This is a genomic window from Acidithiobacillus ferrivorans (assembly GCF_016250455.1).
In the GTDB taxonomy this organism is placed as follows: domain Bacteria; phylum Pseudomonadota; class Gammaproteobacteria; order Acidithiobacillales; family Acidithiobacillaceae; genus Acidithiobacillus; species Acidithiobacillus ferrivorans.
Genome location: NZ_CP059488.1, coordinates 338,863 through 357,060 on the forward strand (window position 1 = coordinate 338,863; position 18,198 = coordinate 357,060).

The following is an 18,198-nucleotide window of genomic DNA, read 5'->3' on the forward strand; positions in this document are numbered from 1 at the left end:
GTGCCAAGTTCGCCGGACCCCTGCCAGTGATCAATAAGCGTCCTTGTTCACACTCCAGGTGCCACCGTCTCCGGTATTCCGCCATGTACCTTTGCCATGATCGCCTTTCAGATATCCGGCGAACTTGGCACCTGTTCCGGCGATTCCGAAATGGATGGTCGAACCGCGCACAAATCCTGCCACCTGGAACGGTGTATTGCTCTCTTTGCGTCCGTGGCAGATGCCGGTGAGCCGTCCAGATACCCGAATCTGGATCGCGCAATGCCCCTGATCCCCGCCAGAGAACCGCGCTTCCCATTTTCCCGCATACGGTGTTGCCGCAAAAGCGAGTCCTGAAGTTCCTAATGCAATAATTGCAAACAGTGTTTTCTTCAACATCCTTTCTCTCCTTTTGCCTGGACAACCCACAATTTCTGTGGATAACTCTACTCGCATCGTCACATTCCCGAAACAATCCATGTGCTTTTCGGGATGCCGCTTTTTTAGGCGTGCCCTGTTTCCGTTTCTGTGTTGGATCCCGCAGGACGACAGCTCAGGTGTATCTGGGCTCTCGTCCACAGGACCGCTCGTATTGTTCCCAGGCATCAACATCCCTATGATCAATGCCCCAGCATAGTTCGTTGGTACCGTGTACCCACGTAACGGTTCCGCCACGTCGTGCACCGGGGAATGTCCAATGTGCCTGGTGGCTTCCCATCCTGTTTTCCTTTGTCGCTTTTTCAAAGGTGAATGTTTGATCCGGCCTTGCCTGACGCACCTGCGCCACAAAATCGTCGAAGTTGCTTTCGTCATCATCACCGCAGCTCTTGAGAAATTCAACTCGCTCTACTAAGAGCTTTTCCTGTATGCGTTTGCGTGCCAGCTCCTCTTCAATTTCCGCTAATCGCATTTTGCGTTCCTCTGTGTTCATGCCGTTTCCCCTTCCGTCGATTTTGACCCGGCAATATCCTCTACCGTATCCAGAATATCGCGCTCCGACTCTACCACGTCGCCATTTTCGCGCTCTTTCTCGACCAGCCCAATGATCTTGTTGAGTTGGGCCGGTTTGATGTCGAGATATTCGGCGATAGCCTTGATGTCTTCTTTGATCTGCTCCTGCATGGAGTGGATGGCTGTTCTGCGGTTGATGACATCTTCAATCGCCTTTTTTGACTTCGTATCTATCTGCATGGCTCATACTCCTATCGTCTAACGGTTCCGGCGTATTTTGTGCATCACCCACATATCGCCGTCCTATGCGGATAATCCTTAATCCATGATCGTTGACCGCCGCGCTGCGGGCTTACCCGTGCGCGTCCCCGCCGGTTTGCCCGCGGATCTTTTGGCGGCGGCTTCGGGCTTGGCCTTGCCGCCCTTGCCCGCCGGCAGTGTCTCCCAGAGTTTACCGATGGCCCCTTTGTCGTCCCACCAGGTTCCGTGGCCTTTGGCGCATCTGAAAAACCCATGCCTCTTGGATGTCTCATAGCGTCCAGTCGGCTTTCCGCATTCCGGGCACGCTGGCCCGTCCGTATTGGATTCCGCTTGATCCCCGAAAGGTTCACCCGGTGTCCCGTCTTTGTCCTGGAGCAGATTGTGGTTATCCCGATTGGAGCACACCCAAAAGAACGACCCCTTTTTCTTCTTGCTCTCGCGCCGACTGACGGTGCCGCCGCACCCGTCTATCGGGCACGGCTGCGAGTTGTCTGCACCTTTGGGCATGGTTGCTATGGTGCTTTGAATATCCGCGTAGGATTTCGCCAGCAGGTCACGGGGTGGCATCTTGCCTTCGGTGATGAGATCCAGGCTCTCCTCGATCAGCCGGGTGTATTCCAGGCCCGCGAAGTCGAAAGGGCGCAGCGCATCGACGACCTGCTCACCCAGATCCGTCGCGTAGAGGGCAGGCGCCTTGCCTTTGCGCTTCATGTAATCACGCTTGTAGAGCACCTTGATGATGCTGGCATAGGTGGACGGGCGGCCTACGCCGTGGTCCTCCAGTGCCTTGATAAGTGTCGATTCAGTGTAGCGCGGCGGTGCCTTGGTCTTTTTGCTGACCATTTCTCCGCGCTCGGCCTTGAGCTTGTCACCGACGGAGAGCTTGGGTACCGGATTTGCGGCCTCCGTCTCTTTGCCCTCGCTATCGTCTTCGCTCTCGGTATAGAGGGCACGCCAGCCAGGGTCCGTAAGCACCGACCCCACGGCGCGGAACAGTGCCGGGTGCGACAGGTCTCTCCAGTGAAAAGTCCCGCCACTCAGCGTGCATGAGGTTTGCTGATAGATCGCATCCGGCATCTGGGACGCCAGCGCCCGCTTGCGAATGAGCTGATAGAGGGCGCGTTGATTAGCATCCTCACCGGCTTCCTCCAACAGGGGCTCCGTGGGGCGAACCGCCTCATGAGCCTCCTGGGCGTCGCCCTTGGCCTTCCAGCGTCGCGGTTTTTCCACAACGGGAAGCCCGGCTTTTTCCAACGCGGTACGCAGAAGCGCCTCACCTTCCTCAGAGAGGTTCGGACTGTCCGTGCGGTGGTAAGTGATGTGCCCCTTATCGAAGAGCGCCTGTGCGGCTTTCATGATGTCTTCCACTCCGACCTTGAGGGCGCGGGCGCCATCCATCTGCATGGAGCTGGTGGTGAAGGGGGGAGCAGGGGCCTTGCGTGTGGGTTTCGATTCCGCTTTGGATACGACAAGGGGCATGGAGGGCAGAGCATCGGCAAGTGCCTGAGCGAATGCCTTGTCCTGGAAGTATTCGCCTTCTTTGGTGCCGTCTATCCAGGATGCTCTCCAACCGGATACCCCGTCTTTGCCTGGCATGTGTGCGAGTACCTGGTAGAACGCCGTGGGTCTGAACGATTTGATGGCTCGCTCGCGCTCGACCACCAACGCCAGTGCTGGGCTCTGCACTCGTCCCGCCGAGGCCTTCGCCCCGATGGTATTGCTGAGGACAGGGGAGACTTCCCATCCGACCATGCGATCCAGCGCCCGGCGGGCTTCTTGCGCAGCTACCAGGCGCATGTTCACCGGACGCGGAGCCAGTAATGCCTTACGGATGGCGGTCTCCGTCACTTCCTGATAGGACACACGTTTGGCTTCACCGGGTTTGATCTTCAACACTTGGCAGACATGCCAGGCGATACCTTCGCCCTCCCGATCCGGGTCGGTGGCTATGTACACGGCATCGGCGCTCTGCGCCGCAGCCCGGAGTCCGGAGACGATCTCTTTGTGCTTCGTATCCAGAATCTCGTAGCGCATGGCGAAGTCTGGCGGGCGGACATAAGCGGCTTCCCCGGTTACGGGAAGATCCCGGATATGGCCGAGAGTAGCCTTCACCTGCCAGCCGTTCCCGAGAATATGCCCGATATGCTGGGCTTTTTTGGGGGATTCGACGATGAGGAGGGCGCTCATAGATCTTTAAAACGAACGCACTCACCAAAGAAACGAAATCGCACGCTCCCCAAAGGACCATTTCGGTGTTTCCCAATGATAACCTCTGCTATCCCCAGAAGACTATCTTCCTCTTGGTCAAGAATCTCATCGCGGTAATAAATCTCATGACGGTAGAGAAAAAGGATTAAGTCAGCCTCATCTATGAGAGCACCCATGTGGAGCAGATCGCTGACCTTGGGTCTTTTGTCCACACGGCAATCAATCTCTTTGTTGAGTTGGGATGTAAGAATCACGGGAAGCTGCAACTCCATGGCTAGCGATTTCAATCCACGGACGATCTTGGTTATTTCTTCCGCTTTATCACCATGAATCATTCGTTGGAGACAATCGACAACGATCAGACGCACGTTCTGCTTCTGCTTCAACTGCACTATTTTAGCGCGAATCTTCTCAACGGTGTTTTCCGATGATGCGGCAATAAATAATGGGGCATTCGCCAACTCCTTGGCGGCATTACACCAGCGCGGCCAGTCGTCATCGTGCGTGCGGCCTGCACACAGACGCCGAGCATCCGTCCAAGCACGAGAAGAAAGTGCCCGCATCGTAATGTTATCCGTGGACATTTCCATGTTGAAAACGGCAACCGGATCACCTTTGACACAGGCCACATGCTCGGCAATATTCATGGCAAGCGACGTTTTCCCCATGCTTGGGCGGCCAGCCAGCACTATCAACTGCCCAGGATGCAGTCCAGCAGTAATCTCATCCAGATCCGTGAATCCCGTAGATAAGCGAGTTACGCTTTGAGCAAAGGAGCCAGTTTCAGCACGATCAATAAAACCGGTTAACAAATCCGTTATCGGTGTCAGGCACGTCTTATGTCCCATCTACTATCTCCTTGAAATGTTCCGAACACTCTGTTGTATCAACTCAAGCCCTTGACTGTTATCCTCACCATAGGAAGGTCCGTAATCAAAAATCACTTTCGCTGATCCAGCCTGGACATAACTATCGAGCAGCTTCACAGAAATGGCTTCTTTCGGGACGGCAGTGGGATCTACCATTGGATTCTCCAGATACATCCTTCCATTCTCTGCGTTTTTTTCAGTTCTTACCCATCGCAAGCCTCCAGGCGATGCCCACTCAACCAGGGTATACTCCAGCCTTCGCATCGCGGCTTCCTTTTCTTCCTGGTGTTTTCTGGCGTTGGCCGCACGGATTTCATCGGCCATGGTATCCATGGCTCCGGGTGCATAATCAGTGATTTTTTCACCATTTTCCGCAGCTTTCAGTAGGCCGACCAGATAACCTACGGGATTTCCGGCATTCAGTATCCGTTCTTTACGCATCCGGACCAGGTCGCTGAGTTTCCATGCTGCTTTCCTGGCGCGAGCCATCCAGCGGCACACCTGGAAAACATGCGCTCCTTTGTCGAGCAAAAACACAAGGTCCTCAGGGATGCTGGCGTGGGCACCCCCCTGTTGCACTGCGACAAATTTGTCGTGAGGGACGGGTTTGCTGGGCCGCCGGGGGGTGGTAGGCGCTGGTAATTCTATCGAGTAACTTTCCTGCCGATCCTCTGGGTATTGAGCGCCTGCCACTGCGGATTGCTGGCGGGCTGCCGAGCTTTTGTTGTCAAACAGGAGGCGCTGGCTGCATCCATACGGATTGTAGGGGAGCCCAACGATAGCGGCGACGCGGTGTTTCAGCATGGTATGAACAACGGCCAACCCGCCCCTTTTTTTGTGGCCTTGAGGTTTTCTTTCGATGTAACCCGCGTCCGCCAACGCCTTCAGGTGTCGATGGATCGTGGATTCTGAGCATTCAACGCGCTTCGCCAATGTCGCCACACTTGGGAATACGGGTTCTGCGAGATTACGGGTTTTCGCACAACTAACGAGTTGTGCCAGCACTAAACGCGCCCTCATGGGTACGTCAGACGCAGCGTTCAGCACCGCCTGCATTGCCCCGACGATAGCCATTGGTATGACGTAGGGCTTCCCTACCCCCGACACGGCATGGGTGTTGTAAAACCCGTTTTCTGCTATATTATAGCTAGGTGTTGTGCAGTGCATGTCGTAGTGCTCGTAGTACGTGTTGTGCAGTGCATGGTTGTGGTGCCGAGTATGTGGCGCTGAGTGTGTGATGTTGAATTTGAATCGGTGCAAGATGACGTCCGTCGAAAGAAGACATCTTGTATCCGGAATGGAAATGGGTTTCTGATATGGCATTTTGCCCGCTTTCAGAAAGAGGCCAGCATAACACCAAGTAGCTGATTATGTTGCTCATTATGGAAAGAGTAGCCACTTTGTAACGGGTCGCCTCATCCGCTGCAAATATCCGGTGAAGAGCAGCAACAGCGAAAAGAAAGGCAGGTCCAGTTTTCTGGGCCTGTTTTTTTGTGGGCGTGAACGACCTCAAGAGGCCTCCCTCATGTCGATGACCACAAAGCTGTGCCAGCCGCGTTGCCAGCCGCCGAGTCCCATGTGTCGCCTGAAGGACATCGCGCAATCCAGATCGCCCAGCGCAGTCTCCGCAGACGCCCGTGTCGCATAGCGGAATCCCCGCAAGGGGTGGACGCCATCACCGTCCTCGCAGCAGACAGCGTATGGCCTGGATTTTCCTTTTGGGTGTGCCATCAGTTCGCCTCGCAGATCGGATTCCGCTTGGACCAGGAGCGGTCGAAAACGTCTGGCAGGAGTTCCTCGCGGAGCACGGCTCCACGAGATGCCTTCTCAATGCGCACAGCCCACTCAGGCCGAAAAGTGGTGGATTGGTGCATCCACTGGTTCACCAGTACGGGGGACGCACCAATCGCTAGTGCAAGCTTTCTCTGGTTTCCGAAGAACTGTGCCGCCTTGATCAAGACATCTCTGTTCACCCATCCAGAGCACTTGCGCCCGCCACCTCCGACCTTGGCGAGTCCATCTGTCCGCCCTTTATGTTTACACATAATATCACCAGCCTTAACCATGCATTATTTATTACGTTATGCTGCATTCGGGTTGTCGTCAAGTGATCTGTTCAGGTGTCTATAATCAAGTATCCTCTTAGGATGAATGATGATGAACCGACCAACCAGCAAATTGCGGGACGCGCCACTCAAGCATTTAAAAGAAAAGTGGCGCGTGAGTTCGCCATGGGACGCAGGTACACCAAAGCTGAGCTGTCACGACAGGTTGGAGAGGCGCCGCAGGTCATCCAGCACTTCCTCAATGACGGCATACTGGACAAGCGGAAGCTCCCAAAGTTCGCTGATGAGCTGGAAGTGTCCGTCGATTGGCTGCTGAACGGGCGAGAAGATGTTGAACATCTTTTTATTACAAATCATCGTGATAGGGCGCTACTAGAGATTTTTCAGCAGTTGCCTCAACGCGAACAGGAGCGAATCTTCCGAGAGATTCAGGACGCGGAACAGCGCCGCCGAGAAAAAATAGACACGCTACTTCGTACAAAATAGATCGACCGATTCACCCTATCACTCGCATAGCGGTTGTCTGGCAATCATGCCGGACCGGCTCCGTTGGCGCGCCCATCGCGCTAACGCTACCCGGCACATCTCGCTTCCACTTAGGAAAACTCGCATGACATTTTCAAACGTAAATCGACATTCATGCGATTTTGACATAACGGTATTCTGTATGTTATTAGATGGCGTTAGGTGCCGATGAAAGCCATTAGAAGGGGTATAAATCATGTCTAAGCCGAAAACCAACCTGTTCGCATTGCCGGAAAACACGTTCAACAATCTGCAAGAGGGCAAGGATAGGATCCTGCGCATTGCAGAAGTACGGGGGATCGTAGGCATGTGTACCGCCAGCATCTACAGCTACATGAAAAAAGGGGAGTTCCCAAATCAGATCAAGATAGGGCCGCGCATGGTCGGCTGGCTGGAGTCTGAGATTCAGGAATGGATTGCCTCCCAAGTGACAGCGGCGCGAGACAAGAAGACCGGTTAAGGTAGTTTCGTGGCGTCGATCCAGTCGGCCCAGGCCTGCATCATGATTCGACGATCGTGCAGATATTCGGCGTGATTGTAGGCCGCCTTAGTCGCATTCCCCTCGACATGGGCCAATTGACGCTCGATGACCGCACTTGCAAACCCCAGCTCATGCAGGCGCGTTGACGCCGTTGCGCGGAAGTCATGGCCAGTCCAACACCCGGACGGATAGCCCATGTGCTCCAACGCGCGATTGACCGTAGTGGCACTCATGCAGTCTGTCGGCCTACGAAAGTTCGGGAACAGCCACACACCAGCCCCAGTAACACCCTGCAGCACCGTAAGTAGCTCCACAGCCTGAGTGGGCAGCGGTACCAGATGCGCTCGCCGCATTTTCATGCGCTCTGCCGGTATCATCCATTCCGCGGCACCCAAATCAATCTCCCCCCAGCGGGCTTTCCGCAACTCTACCGTTCGCACGAATAAATACATCAAAAGTCGCAGGATGATGACCGTCGTCAGATTCCCACCGTAGCCCTCCAGGCGACGTAGGAAGTCACGAATATCCGCCCTATCCATCGCTCTGCAATGATTGACTTTCGGGCGGATGATGGCGCCTTTCAAGGCTGCGGCGGGGTCCCCTTCGGCCCTCAGAGTAACCACCGCATAGCGAAAAATGGACGAACACCACTGACGCAGGTGCAGCGCATAGGTCTCGGCGCCGCGTGCCTCCATCGTTTTCATGATTTCGAGAATGTCGGCTGATTTCACGTTTCTAATCGCCGCCTTTCCAATCCGAGGAAAGGCATTCTGCTCCAGGCATTGTGTGGCTTGTTTATGGTAGTAGGGCGTCCAGTGCTCCATTTTCTTGGCTAACCACTCACGGGCCACCAACTCAAACGTCACCGCACTATCCGTCTGTCGGTCTATCTGCAGCTTTTTTCGTGCATGAGAGGGATGCGTTCCCTGTTTTACCAGCTCGCGGGCCGCATCCCTTGCCCTTCGTGCCTCCTGTAGGGAGACTTCTGGATAGTCTCCTATGGCAAATAGGTTTTCCTTGCCGGATATGCGATAGCGATAGCGCCAATGTTTAACCCCGCTAGGCATAACCTCTAGGTAGAGGCCATTGCTATCGGTGAGCTTACACGGTTTGCCTGTAGCCCTGACCTGGCGAACTTTTACATCCGTGAGCATAAAAAAGCGGGTATGGTTGAAATCATACCCGCTTTTATACCCGCTTTTTATTTGGATGTCATTATGTCTTATTAGAAGCCACTAGAATATTACACGCTGATATAATACGGAATTATAGAAAACGTAAACGTCCATGGCCCTTATTGGAACATAATCGTAGTTATCAATCATGAGTAGCATAATAAAATTATCCTATTGATTTGTATGTATTCTACTATAAAACACTCGCGAATCATGCCCTCTTCCATGCCCGCTTTTTGCAAGGCAGTGCTTTAATTGGGCTGTAGATTACGCGTTCTCCGTAAAAAGTGCGATTTAGACAGCCACCAGCACCCGATGCGATGGGTGTTCGTCCGAGCACCCGCCCAAGCTGGTTCACCAGTTGGTCGATGGCTTCCCACGGACCTTGTGCCAGTGTCGAGACCGAAATCGGCAGGACGCTGACCAGCGGCATCGTCGAGATGGTCGAGGATGTCCGGTGAGAGGATTGCGCCTTCGATGCGGATGCTGGGGTAATTCATGCTGCGCCTTCAATTCAACGAGGCGAGGAGGTTCCGGCCTTTGTCGGTGATGCGGTAGCGCTGCTTGCTACTGGTCGGCTTGTCCGGAATGGTCATTTCCAGCAGGCCATCGGCAAGCATTGGCTTGATGACCTGATCCCGAAACTTGGTGCGGTTGGTCCGGTCAGCGACGGCCATGAGATCTGCAATTGGGCTATCGGCCAAGCACTTGTGCAAGATTTCAACCTGGTCCCGACTTAGTCCCGACTTGATCCCGGCACCTGCCGCCGTATCGCCAGCGCCCATTTTTACCGATGGAATCGCCGCAGTGCCGGTTGCTGACTCTGCTACCTCTAATGCCGCCGGGTGGATCGGTAGCCGCACCATGAAATAGCTGTGGTCTTCGTCGAACTCGAATTCGGCAGGCGGGGAGCCATTCTTTTCCATGGCTTCCATGATCTTGGGGATGCCAGTGGAACGGCCTTCGGTGAATTCCAACTCCTTCAAAAATTCACCGATGCGGCGGTTGCGATAGCGTCGTGGCCGGGCGCGCCCGGCGCGCAGTTGCTCCAGCCGCACCGAGCGATCCGGCCCAGGGTAGCTGATGACCATCAGCTCTGTGTGTTCGAGACGGATTTCGATGGACTCGCGCGTGTCGTAGCCCCGGTGATAGACCGCATTGACGACGGCTTCTTCGAGGGCGTCGTAAGGGAAGTTTTCGACGCGGGTTGCTTCGGCTCGTCCGTGATGCTTGATGACGGTTTCGGTAATCAGGTTGCGCTTGATGTAATCGAGCGCGTCGCGGGTCATGCGGGGTATCGGGCCTTTGAATATTTTTTCCGAGAATTTATTTCCACCCGGCCCTTCCTTGGGAAACCAGACGACATCAATCTGCATGACAGGGAAGAAGCGCCATGGCTCCGGATTAAACATCATCAGGCCGACGTTGAGGGGGAACGGCGCTTCGTCTGTCCCACCCACGACGCCCATCTGGCGGCCAAGTTCTACCAATGAAAGATCGGGTGCCTGCTTGGCCAGATCACTGCCCACTTGTTGCAGATAGTCTTGCATCAGTTCACGGGAGAGGCTTTCCACATTGGCCTGCTGGTTGACGCGATCGTCGTGGGGGATGGTGGCCGCCAATGACATCAGCTCAGTTTCGTCTGCCCCCTTGGCGCGTATGGTGCTGGAGTTTTTGCGGATGTAGTAGGCGTAGTCTCTGCTCTCTTTGCCCAGACTGATTTTCGCTTTGTAGGGACGCGTCGGTCCACCCAAAGCCCAGAGCACCAGAACGTGCCGCCCCTCGATTTCCACGGGAACGGCAATAGGGTGGTAATAGGGGGCAATGGCATTGAAGCCGAGGTTTAGCAGTTCCTTCTGGATGGCGTCGATTTGCGCGGGGTCGAGGCCGACGGGCGGCAGTACGGGACGACCGTTTTCTTCCTGAATGCCGATCAGGATATAGCCACCGCCCAGATTGTGAATGTCGTTGGCGAAAGCACAAAGCGTGTGGAGGACAGCCTCCGGGTTCCAGCCAGCCTTGAACTCCAGGCGTTCCCATTCGACGGGTTTACCGTGGAGGAGGTCATTGATGTTGATGGGTAACGGCATGACGGCGGTTACTTGGCAGGCACAACGACTGCAGGTGCAACACTAAGACGTTTGGCGCGGCGCGCGAATTGACGGTCATCGAAGCTCATGAATTCCGTGCAATGGCTGCTGGCCAGCAGGTGTAGCGCATCGGCGAAGTCCAGCCCCTCTGTGTGCCAGGCCAAGGCATCGGCGATGCGCGACCAATCCTCGACATTGACGTTGGGCAGACCAAGCAGATGTTTGACGACCCTGACGAAATCCTCGTCCGCGAAGCCATAAAAGGCGCGCAAGACCCATTCGAGCTCAAGGATTACGGTCAGGGGTACGAACACCTGGGGGGATTCGGTCAGGAGTCTATGGGCAATCGGACGTTGTCTGGCGGCCTCGGGGTCAGCCGGGTCAGCCACATAGAAACGCGCCAGAATGTTGGTATCAAGGGCGATCATCTTTGGTTTCCCGCATGGCGAGGGCGACATCGAAATCGGCAAGACGGCGTTTGCCCGGCCGCCTGCAAACCAGCATGCCAAAACCGTCTTCGGCGATCGTCGGGGTAACCTGGCGTTTCACCTCCGCACGGATGACATGCCCCTCCAAACTAAAGTCGAGTTGACAGCCCGGCGTGATCCCTAAGCGACGACGGATTTCCACCGGAATGACGACTTGGCCCTTATCAGAAACAGTTACGGTTCGCATGGTAGCACTCACTTCTTACCTGGTAAGAAGATGTCAGTACAACCCCGACCATCAATCATGAGCAACATGATCTGCCCTCCCTTCGGGGTCGAGGCCGTTTTCGGCCAGTGCTACGGCGCGGAACATGGCGCGGCGTTTGTTCATGGTCTCTTCCCACTCCGCCGCGGGCTCCGAGTCGGCGACAATGCCGCCGCCCGCTTGAATATGCAGCATGCCATCCTTGATGACTGCGGTGCGAATGGCGATGCAGGTGTCCATGTTGCCATTCCAGCCCCAGTAGCCCACCGCCCCCGCGTAGACGCCGCGCGCTACCGGCTCCACCTCGCGGATGATTTCCATGGCGCGAATCTTGGGCGCACCGGAAACGGTCCCGGCCGGGAAGGTCGCTCGTAAAGCATCCATGGCGTCCAGTTCCGGGCGCAATCGTCCCGTGACCTGCGAGACGATGTGCATGACGTGGGAGTAGCGTTCGATACCAAACGAATCGGTCAACTGCACCGAGCCGGTGTCGGCGATACGCCCCACATCGTTGCGCGCCAGATCAATGAGCATGAGGTGTTCGGCGCGTTCCTTGGGATCGGCAAGCAATTCCTGCTCCAGCGCCTCATCTTCGGCGCGGGTCTTGCCGCGCGGACGGGTGCCGGCGATAGGGCGCACCGTGACCTGATCATCTTCGACGCGCACCAGTATCTCCGGCGACGAGCCCACCAGATGGGTATCGCCCAAGTCCACATAAAACATGTAGGGGGAGGGGTTGACGCCACGCAGGGCGCGATAGAGATCCAGCGGGTGCGCGGTCAGCGGCGTGGACAGGCGTTGGGATGGCACCACCTGCATCACGTCTCCGGCGCCGATATATTCCTTGATGGTGCGCACTGCCGCCATATACCCCTCACGACTGAAGCTGGCGGTGAAATCTTCCTCGCGGACGGGTCTGGTGCGCACCGGCGGTGGGGGCGGTAGTGCCGACTCGCGCAGCCGCTGCTGGAGCTGCTGCAGGCGGGCGGTGCCACGCTCCCAGGCATTGGGTTGGGCGGGGTCGGCATGCACCAGCAAACGGAGGGTCCCGCGCAGGTTGTCGAAGATCAGCAGTTCGTCGGCCACCAGCAACTGAATTTCCGGCAAATCCAGCGAGTCGGGCAAGGGGGCGCTGCGGGCGAGGCGGGGCTCGATAGTGCGGACGATGTCGTAGCCGAAATAACCGACCAGGCCACCACTGAAGCGGTCACCGATATCTTCCAGCGGTGCCACACGAAAGCGCTTGCGGAAGGCGCTGATCCATTCCAGGGGGTCCGCCGGGGTCGCCTGCTCGGTCTCGACGCCGTCCACATGAACAGTGACAACACCTTGGGTGACCCGCAATATCTGCTGTGCCGGAAGACCGATGATGGAATAACGGCCCCATTTTTCGCCGCCCTGCACAGATTCCAGCAGATAGGCATAGGGACCATCGACCAGTTTGAGATAGGCCGATAAGGGGGTGTCAAGGTCGGCGATGACCTCGCGGGAAAGGGGTATACGGTTGTAGCCCTGGCGCGCCAAAGCCTCAAAGGTTGCTTTTGGAATCACGGATCACCTCGTTAGAGCGATAGAAAAGAAGTCACTGCCTTTCAGCAGCAACGCCATCGTCTCTCCCACCGCAGTGTTTTCCGCATGATGCCTCTGATTCCTCGCAAATCTACGCCAGAATATCCAATAATTCGCTCATGTTGTCCAGTACCGCGTCAGGCTCCAGGCAGTGGACCGGTTCGTCGCCGTTATAACCGTAGGTCACGCAGGCAATGGGCATGCCCGCCGCTCGCGCCGCCTGCGTGTCGTTACGCGAATCGCCGACCAGCAGGCAGTTTCCCACCGGCTGATGAAAATGTTCGGCCGTATGGGTCAGGGGTAATGGATCGGGTTTCTTGCGCGGCAGGCTGTCGCCGGACAAGACCAGTCCGAAGAAATCGTACAGGTCCAGTCGCTGGAGCAGCGGCACGGTGAAGGCCGCCGCCTTGTTGGTGATGCATACCAGCTCCCGGCCCTGAACCTGCAAGGCCTCCAGCGTGCCGCGCACCCCCGGGTAGATCACGCTATGGTCTAGCAGATGCTCCCCGTAGTACTGGCTGAAATCGACCATGGCCGCATCCAATTCCACTTCGCTGGGATCACTGTGGATCGCCAGCGCGCGGCGCATCAGTTCACGGACGCCGTTACCGATAAAACCACGAATGACCGGCATTTCGGCGGGCGCACGCCCGAGTTTTTGCAGCACATGGTTGGCCGCACCGGCAAGATCTGGTGCGGTATCAATCAGCGTGCCGTCCAGATCGAGCAGGACGACGCGCGCGGTAAATGGCTTGGTGTTCAGCTTCACCATCGTTCAGCCCGCCAGCGCTTTGCGGAAGGCGGCTATGGTCGCGGCGTAGTCGGGCGTGTTGTAGATGGCGCTGCCCGCCACGAAGACGTCGGCGCCGGCGTCGGCGACCCGCCGCACGTTATCCACCTTGACACCACCGTCCACTTCCAGCTCGATGGCCTTGCCGGTGGCCTCGATGCGTTTGCGGATCGCCTCGATCTTGCGCAGGGTGTACTCAATGAAGCTCTGCCCGCCGAAGCCGGGGTTGACGCTCATCACCAGTACTAGATCGAGGTTTTCCAGCACATAGTCCAGCACGTTGAGCGGTGTGGCCGGATTGAGGGAGACACCCGCCTTACAGCCCAGGCTGTGGATCAACTGGATGGTCCGATCCAGGTGCAGCGTCGCCTCAGGATGCACCGTAATGATGTCAGCGCCGGCCTTGGCGAAGTCGGGAATGATGCTGTCCACCGGCGAGATCATGAGATGCACGTCCAGGGGTTTTTGGGTATGCGGCTTGATGGCTGCTGCCACCAGCGGTCCGATGGTCAGGTTGGGGACGAAATGGTTGTCCATGACGTCGATATGGATGTAGTCGGCGCCCGCCTCATCGACGGCGCGCACTTCCTCACCCAGACGGGCGAAATCCGCCGAAAGGATGGAGGGGGAAATCTTGAACTGGGTCATATTGCCTCCAAAACAGGGCGAGAGCGCCATGCGCTCTCGCCAGCCAACAGGTCAGTAGCGTGTTTTAGACGCCGGTGACGCGGGGGTCGAGTTCGCCCTTGCTGTAGCGCTTGAACATGGTATCCAGCGGGATGACCTTGATCTTGCTGGCCTGCCCGGCGCTGCCGAAAGCCTCAAAACGCTGATGGCAGATGTCGCGCATGGCATCGAGGGAAGCCGTCAGGAACTTGCGGGGGTCGAAGTTCTTGGGGTTTTTATACAGGCTCTGGCGCACTGCGCCGGTGGCGGCCAGACGCAGGTCGGTATCGATGTTGACCTTGCGCACGCCGTACTTGATGCCTTCCTGGATTTCTTCTACCGGCACACCATATGTTTCGCCGATATCGCCACCGAACTCGTGGATGATTTTCAGCCAGTCCTGGGGCACAGAACTGGAGCCGTGCATGACCAGATGGGTGTCCGGAATGCGGGCGTGGATTTCCTTGATGCGGTCAATGCGCAGCACCTTGCCGGTCGGCGGCCGGGTGAACTTGTAGGCACCATGGCTGGTGCCGATGGCGATGGCCAGGGCATCGACCTTGGTGGCCTTGACGAAGAGCGCGGCTTCTTCCGGATCGGTCAGCATCTGGTCATGGGTCAGACAGCCTTCGGCACCGACGCCGTCTTCTTCACCCGCGAGGCCGGTTTCCAGGGAGCCGAGGCAACCCAATTCGCCTTCGACGGTGACGCCGACGGCATGGGCCATCTCCACAACTCTGGCGGTAACGGTGGCGTTGTAGTCATAGCTGGCGGGGGTTTTGGCATCTTCCAGCAAGGAGCCGTCCATCATCACGCTGGAGAAACCGGAGCGAATGGCCTGGATACAGACCGCCGGGCTGGCGCCGTGATCCTGGTGCAGGACGACGGGGATGTCCGGATATTCTTCGATGGCGGCGAGAATCAGGTGGCGGAGGAAGGGCTCGCCGGCATATTTGCGGGCACCGGCAGAAGCCTGGAGGATAACCGGTGCGTCAACGGCAGCAGCGGCCTCCATGATTGCGCGCACCTGTTCCAGGTTGTTGACGTTGAAAGCCGGAATTCCGTAGCTGTGCTCGGCGGCGTGGTCCAATAACTGGCGCAAGGAAACTAGGGCCATAATGCTTCTCCTAAACGTGAATGAAAAATTGGTTGGTATCGAGTAATCGTATAGAGGGACCCCGTAAACTGCAAGTGGACCCCGGTAACAGTCTCAAAAGAAACAGATTTAAGCACGATGCGTAACATCTCCGACACGCACCAGCTTGAGGGTGTTGGTACCACCGGAGGCACCCATGGGTTCGCCAATCGTAATGAGGATCAGATCACCGTTGCGAACGACACCGCGTCGTCGCAGTTCGTCTTCTGCCGCCCGCATGACCTGCACCGGATCATCATGGCGACTCTGGGGAAAATTCACCGGGTGGACCCCGCGATACAAAGTCACCTTGCGCCGGGTATAGACCTGCGGCGTTAACGCGTAGATCGGCACCCGGGGATTGGCACGGGACAACCATAAGGCGGTGGAGCCACTTTCGGTAAACGCCGCGATGGCGACGATGGGGGAGCGCATGGTGGCTAAAATGGCGGCAGCCGCGATGGTTTCGTCCATCCGTTCCAGTGGCCGGTCGAGAATCGGTAGGGTATTGTTGATGGGTGCCTGCCGCTCGACCTCGCGACAAGTTCGATCCATGGCCGCAACGGCCTCCACGGGGAATGCGCCGCTCGCCGTTTCTGCAGACAACATCACGGCATCAGTCCCGTCGAGCACGGCATTGGCGACGTCGGATACTTCAGCGCGGGTAGGAATGGGCTGATGAATCATGGATTCCATCATCTGTGTCGCCGTGATGGTCAGGCGGTTGTATTTTTGCGCTAGGGCAATAATCCGCTTCTGTACGGGGGGCACTGCGGCGTCGCCGATTTCAACGCCCAGATCACCGCGCGCCACCATGATGACTTCGGAGACCGCGAGAATTTCTTCAATGGCCTCTACTGCCTCGGCCCGCTCGATTTTGGCAACCATTGCCCCATGTCCGCCCGCCTCCCGGAAGAGACGGCGGGCTTCATCCATGTCTGCTGCACTGCGCGGAAAAGAAACCGCCAGATAGTCGGCTTCCAGGCGCGCGGCGGTAATAATGTCAGCCCTGTCCTTGTCGGTCAGCGCCGGTGCGGTCAGTCCGCCCCCAGCCCGGTTGATGCCCTTGTTGTTGGATAGTTCACCCCCCTGCACGACCCGGGTGTGAATCTCGTGACCTTGTACCTTTTCTACCCAGAGGACGATCATGCCGTCATTGAGCAGCAGGGTCGCGCCCCGGTCTACATCCCCGACCAGTTGCGGATAGGTCACCCCCACCCGCGTCTGATCGCCGAGGGCGCAAGTGGTGTCGAGGATAAAAGGCTCGCCTTCCTTGAGGTGGATTTTGCCTTCGGCAAACTTGCCGATACGAATTTTGGGCCCCTGCAAATCAGCTAACACACCGATGGCACGGCCATGGGCGCGCGCCCTTTCCCGCACCATATCGGCACGCTGGATATGCTCTTCCGCCGTGCCGTGGGAGAAATTGAGGCGGACGACATCGACGCCCGCCTCGATCAGACGATCGATGACCTGCACATCGGAACTGGCAGGACCCAGGGTTGCGACGATTTTCGTCCGGCGTATCAATTGAATTTACCTCTTGCACGTGCTTCCAGCATGGCTACGGCGGGCAGGGTCTTGCCTTCGAGGAATTCCAGGAAGGCACCGCCACCCGTACTGATATAGGAGACTTTGTCTTCAATGTTGAATTTGTTGATGGCAGCGACGGTGTCACCGCCTCCGGCAATGGAGAAGGCACTGCTTTCGGCTACGGCGTGGGCAATGGCTTCCGTGCCGCCGGCAAAGGCGTCGAACTCAAACACCCCGACCGGACCATTCCAGACGATGGTGCCTGCTTTACGCAGAATGTCGCCCAGGACCTTGGCGGTATCGGGACCAATGTCGAGCACCATATCATCGGCGGCGATTTCGGCCACGCCGCAAGTCCGCGCCGGGGCCGTTGCCGAAAACTCCTTGGCGACGACCACGTCAGAGGGCAGCGGGACGTCGCCACCCTTGGCTTTGGCGGCGGCAATGATGGCTTGGGCGTCGGGTACCAGATCCACTTCACACAGTGACTTGCCCACGGAATGACCGGCGGCGAGGATGAAGGTGTTAGCGATGCCGCCTCCTACCACCAGTTGATCCACCTTGTCCGCCAGGGACTTGAGGATGGTCAGCTTGGTGGAGACTTTGGACCCGGCGACAATGGCGACCAAAGGACGCTTGGGATTTTGCAGTGCCTTGCCGAGCGCCTCTAGTTCGTTGACCAGCAGCGGGCCGGCGCAGGCGATGGGAGCAAACCTGCCGACGCCGTGGGTGCTGGCCTGGGCACGATGGGCCGTACCAAAAGCATCCATCACATAGATATCGCAGAGCGCGGCCATTTTTTTGGACAGCGCTTCGTCATCCTTGCCTTCGCCCGCATTGAAGCGGACGTTTTCCAGGACGACCACATCCCCGTCCTGCAACTGGGCGAGGCTATCCTTGCCGCCATCCAGCCAATCCCGCACCAAAGGTACATTGCGGCCCAGTAAGTGGCCGAGATGCGTGGCGATGGGGGCCAGACTGGCCTTTTCGTCAAAAACACCTTCCTTGGGACGCCCCAGATGGGACATCAGCAGCACCCGCGCGCCGCCTTCCAGCGCGGCGCGAATGGTGGGCAGGCTGGCGCGGATACGGGTGTCATCGGTGATGGCCCCCGCATCATTCATGGGGACATTGAGGTCCTCGCGAATCAGCACCCGTTTGCCCTTCAGGGGTAAATCCGTCATACGCATGATATTCATGGTCAGTT

21 protein-coding genes and 1 pseudogene are annotated in these 18,198 nt (G+C 57.2%); 3 read left to right on the forward strand and 19 right to left on the reverse strand.

The window, feature by feature from the left end:
* Positions 1-30: 30 nt before the first annotated feature.
* The 9 genes and pseudogenes from H2515_RS01705 to H2515_RS01740 all read right to left on the reverse strand — a co-directional run bounded on the left by H2515_RS01705 (position 31) and on the right by H2515_RS01740 (position 6,313).
* Entirely contained in the window at positions 31-378 is a 348-nt protein-coding gene (locus H2515_RS01705; RefSeq protein WP_064219522.1) for a hypothetical protein, read from the reverse strand.
* 154 nt (positions 379-532) lie between these two features.
* The gene (locus H2515_RS01710) at positions 533-910 is read right to left on the reverse strand and encodes a hypothetical protein (protein ID WP_198660792.1); all 378 of its coding nucleotides are present in this window, start codon (positions 908-910) and stop codon (positions 533-535) included.
* Complete coding sequence (locus H2515_RS01715; RefSeq protein WP_198660793.1) at positions 907-1,170, reverse strand: hypothetical protein; 264 nt, start codon at positions 1,168-1,170, stop codon at positions 907-909. Before H2515_RS01715 ends, H2515_RS01710 begins: the two co-directional genes overlap by 4 nt.
* Before the next feature lie 78 nt (positions 1,171-1,248).
* On the reverse strand, positions 1,249-3,378 hold the full coding sequence (gene topA / locus H2515_RS01720) for a type I DNA topoisomerase (RefSeq protein WP_198660794.1): 2,130 nt from the start codon (positions 3,376-3,378) through the stop codon (positions 1,249-1,251).
* Positions 3,375-4,247, reverse strand: coding sequence for a DnaB-like helicase C-terminal domain-containing protein (locus H2515_RS01725; RefSeq protein ID WP_198660795.1), 873 nt, complete (start codon positions 4,245-4,247; stop codon positions 3,375-3,377). The genes topA and H2515_RS01725 overlap by 4 nt, the downstream gene beginning before the upstream one ends.
* A 3-nt stretch (positions 4,248-4,250) precedes the next feature.
* Positions 4,251-4,805, reverse strand: a complete 555-nt coding sequence (locus H2515_RS15955; RefSeq protein WP_232821501.1) for a hypothetical protein — start codon at positions 4,803-4,805, stop codon at positions 4,251-4,253.
* A 300-nt stretch (positions 4,806-5,105) separates the two neighbouring features.
* Positions 5,106-5,591: pseudogene (locus H2515_RS16440) on the reverse strand (helix-turn-helix domain-containing protein); the annotation flags it as partial.
* Positions 5,592-5,777: 186 nt separating this feature from the next.
* Positions 5,778-5,999 carry a hypothetical protein gene (locus H2515_RS01735; RefSeq protein WP_198660797.1) on the reverse strand — a complete coding sequence of 74 codons (222 nt, stop codon included), beginning with the start codon at positions 5,997-5,999 and terminating at the stop codon, positions 5,778-5,780.
* On the reverse strand, positions 5,999-6,313 hold the full coding sequence (locus tag H2515_RS01740; protein ID WP_198660798.1) for a transcriptional regulator: 315 nt from the start codon (positions 6,311-6,313) through the stop codon (positions 5,999-6,001). The genes H2515_RS01735 and H2515_RS01740 overlap by 1 nt, the downstream gene beginning before the upstream one ends.
* Positions 6,314-6,415: 102 nt before the next feature.
* Between H2515_RS01740 and H2515_RS01745 the strand changes: the two genes are divergently transcribed.
* A complete protein-coding gene (locus H2515_RS01745) occupies positions 6,416-6,820 on the forward strand; it encodes a hypothetical protein (RefSeq protein ID WP_198660799.1) in 405 nt (134 codons plus the stop codon).
* 235 nt (positions 6,821-7,055) lie between these two features.
* Complete coding sequence (locus tag H2515_RS01750; RefSeq protein ID WP_198660800.1) at positions 7,056-7,319, forward strand: helix-turn-helix transcriptional regulator; 264 nt, start codon at positions 7,056-7,058, stop codon at positions 7,317-7,319.
* On the opposite strand, the gene H2515_RS01755 is transcribed toward H2515_RS01750, so the two are convergent.
* Positions 7,316-8,494 carry a tyrosine-type recombinase/integrase gene (locus tag H2515_RS01755; RefSeq protein ID WP_198660801.1) on the reverse strand — a complete coding sequence of 393 codons (1,179 nt, stop codon included), beginning with the start codon at positions 8,492-8,494 and terminating at the stop codon, positions 7,316-7,318. The two genes, H2515_RS01750 and H2515_RS01755, sit on opposite strands and share 4 nt — an antisense overlap.
* A gap of 341 nt (positions 8,495-8,835) precedes the next feature.
* Between H2515_RS01755 and H2515_RS01760 the strand changes: the two genes are divergently transcribed.
* Positions 8,836-8,976, forward strand: coding sequence for a hypothetical protein (locus tag H2515_RS01760; protein WP_156103937.1), 141 nt, complete (start codon positions 8,836-8,838; stop codon positions 8,974-8,976).
* 48 nt (positions 8,977-9,024) lie between these two features.
* On the opposite strand, the gene H2515_RS01765 is transcribed toward H2515_RS01760, so the two are convergent.
* From H2515_RS01765 to H2515_RS01805, 9 genes are all read right to left on the reverse strand, one after another.
* Complete coding sequence (locus tag H2515_RS01765; RefSeq protein WP_198660802.1) at positions 9,025-10,605, reverse strand: Fic family protein; 1,581 nt, start codon at positions 10,603-10,605, stop codon at positions 9,025-9,027.
* A gap of 8 nt (positions 10,606-10,613) precedes the next feature.
* Positions 10,614-11,033 (reverse strand): type II toxin-antitoxin system VapC family toxin, encoded by a 420-nt coding sequence (locus tag H2515_RS01770; protein ID WP_035194747.1) that lies wholly within the window; start codon positions 11,031-11,033, stop codon positions 10,614-10,616.
* Complete coding sequence (locus H2515_RS01775; protein ID WP_014027687.1) at positions 11,020-11,280, reverse strand: AbrB/MazE/SpoVT family DNA-binding domain-containing protein; 261 nt, start codon at positions 11,278-11,280, stop codon at positions 11,020-11,022. Before H2515_RS01775 ends, H2515_RS01770 begins: the two co-directional genes overlap by 14 nt.
* Before the next feature lie 51 nt (positions 11,281-11,331).
* On the reverse strand, positions 11,332-12,849 hold the full coding sequence (gene trpE, locus H2515_RS01780; RefSeq protein WP_014027688.1) for an anthranilate synthase component I: 1,518 nt from the start codon (positions 12,847-12,849) through the stop codon (positions 11,332-11,334).
* Positions 12,850-12,958: 109 nt separating this feature from the next.
* Positions 12,959-13,639 carry a phosphoglycolate phosphatase gene (locus tag H2515_RS01785; RefSeq protein WP_035194751.1) on the reverse strand — a complete coding sequence of 227 codons (681 nt, stop codon included), beginning with the start codon at positions 13,637-13,639 and terminating at the stop codon, positions 12,959-12,961.
* 3 nt (positions 13,640-13,642) lie between these two features.
* Positions 13,643-14,305, reverse strand: coding sequence for a ribulose-phosphate 3-epimerase (gene rpe / locus H2515_RS01790; RefSeq protein ID WP_014027690.1), 663 nt, complete (start codon positions 14,303-14,305; stop codon positions 13,643-13,645).
* Between the two features lie 64 nt (positions 14,306-14,369).
* Positions 14,370-15,440, reverse strand: a complete 1,071-nt coding sequence (gene fba, locus H2515_RS01795; RefSeq protein WP_014027691.1) for a class II fructose-bisphosphate aldolase — start codon at positions 15,438-15,440, stop codon at positions 14,370-14,372.
* A 108-nt stretch (positions 15,441-15,548) separates the two neighbouring features.
* Positions 15,549-16,988 carry a pyruvate kinase gene (gene pyk, locus H2515_RS01800; RefSeq protein WP_014027692.1) on the reverse strand — a complete coding sequence of 480 codons (1,440 nt, stop codon included), beginning with the start codon at positions 16,986-16,988 and terminating at the stop codon, positions 15,549-15,551.
* The gene (locus H2515_RS01805) at positions 16,985-18,190 is read right to left on the reverse strand and encodes a phosphoglycerate kinase (RefSeq protein ID WP_071182795.1); all 1,206 of its coding nucleotides are present in this window, start codon (positions 18,188-18,190) and stop codon (positions 16,985-16,987) included. Before H2515_RS01805 ends, pyk begins: the two co-directional genes overlap by 4 nt.
* Positions 18,191-18,198 lie beyond the last annotated feature (8 nt).

What these genes read in the sequence shown, in the direction of transcription:
- H2515_RS01705 (WP_064219522.1), bottom strand. Translation starts at nt 378, where the DNA reads ATGTTGAAGAAAACACTGTTTGCAATTATTGCATTAGGAACTTCAGGA.
- H2515_RS01710 (WP_198660792.1), bottom strand. Translation starts at nt 910, where the DNA reads ATGAACACAGAGGAACGCAAAATGCGATTAGCGGAAATTGAAGAGGAG.
- H2515_RS01715 (WP_198660793.1), bottom strand. Translation starts at nt 1,170, where the DNA reads ATGCAGATAGATACGAAGTCAAAAAAGGCGATTGAAGATGTCATCAAC.
- topA (WP_198660794.1), bottom strand. Translation starts at nt 3,378, where the DNA reads ATGAGCGCCCTCCTCATCGTCGAATCCCCCAAAAAAGCCCAGCATATC.
- H2515_RS01725 (WP_198660795.1), bottom strand. Translation starts at nt 4,247, where the DNA reads ATGGGACATAAGACGTGCCTGACACCGATAACGGATTTGTTAACCGGT.
- H2515_RS01735 (WP_198660797.1), bottom strand. Translation starts at nt 5,999, where the DNA reads ATGGCACACCCAAAAGGAAAATCCAGGCCATACGCTGTCTGCTGCGAG.
- H2515_RS01740 (WP_198660798.1), bottom strand. Translation starts at nt 6,313, where the DNA reads ATGTGTAAACATAAAGGGCGGACAGATGGACTCGCCAAGGTCGGAGGT.
- H2515_RS01745 (WP_198660799.1), top strand. Translation starts at nt 6,416, where the DNA reads ATGAATGATGATGAACCGACCAACCAGCAAATTGCGGGACGCGCCACT.
- H2515_RS01750 (WP_198660800.1), top strand. Translation starts at nt 7,056, where the DNA reads ATGTCTAAGCCGAAAACCAACCTGTTCGCATTGCCGGAAAACACGTTC.
- H2515_RS01755 (WP_198660801.1), bottom strand. Translation starts at nt 8,494, where the DNA reads ATGCTCACGGATGTAAAAGTTCGCCAGGTCAGGGCTACAGGCAAACCG.
- H2515_RS01760 (WP_156103937.1), top strand. Translation starts at nt 8,836, where the DNA reads ATGGGTGTTCGTCCGAGCACCCGCCCAAGCTGGTTCACCAGTTGGTCG.
- H2515_RS01765 (WP_198660802.1), bottom strand. Translation starts at nt 10,605, where the DNA reads ATGCCGTTACCCATCAACATCAATGACCTCCTCCACGGTAAACCCGTC.
- H2515_RS01770 (WP_035194747.1), bottom strand. Translation starts at nt 11,033, where the DNA reads ATGATCGCCCTTGATACCAACATTCTGGCGCGTTTCTATGTGGCTGAC.
- H2515_RS01775 (WP_014027687.1), bottom strand. Translation starts at nt 11,280, where the DNA reads ATGCGAACCGTAACTGTTTCTGATAAGGGCCAAGTCGTCATTCCGGTG.
- H2515_RS01785 (WP_035194751.1), bottom strand. Translation starts at nt 13,639, where the DNA reads ATGGTGAAGCTGAACACCAAGCCATTTACCGCGCGCGTCGTCCTGCTC.
- rpe (WP_014027690.1), bottom strand. Translation starts at nt 14,305, where the DNA reads ATGACCCAGTTCAAGATTTCCCCCTCCATCCTTTCGGCGGATTTCGCC.
- fba (WP_014027691.1), bottom strand. Translation starts at nt 15,440, where the DNA reads ATGGCCCTAGTTTCCTTGCGCCAGTTATTGGACCACGCCGCCGAGCAC.
- H2515_RS01805 (WP_071182795.1), bottom strand. Translation starts at nt 18,190, where the DNA reads ATGAATATCATGCGTATGACGGATTTACCCCTGAAGGGCAAACGGGTG.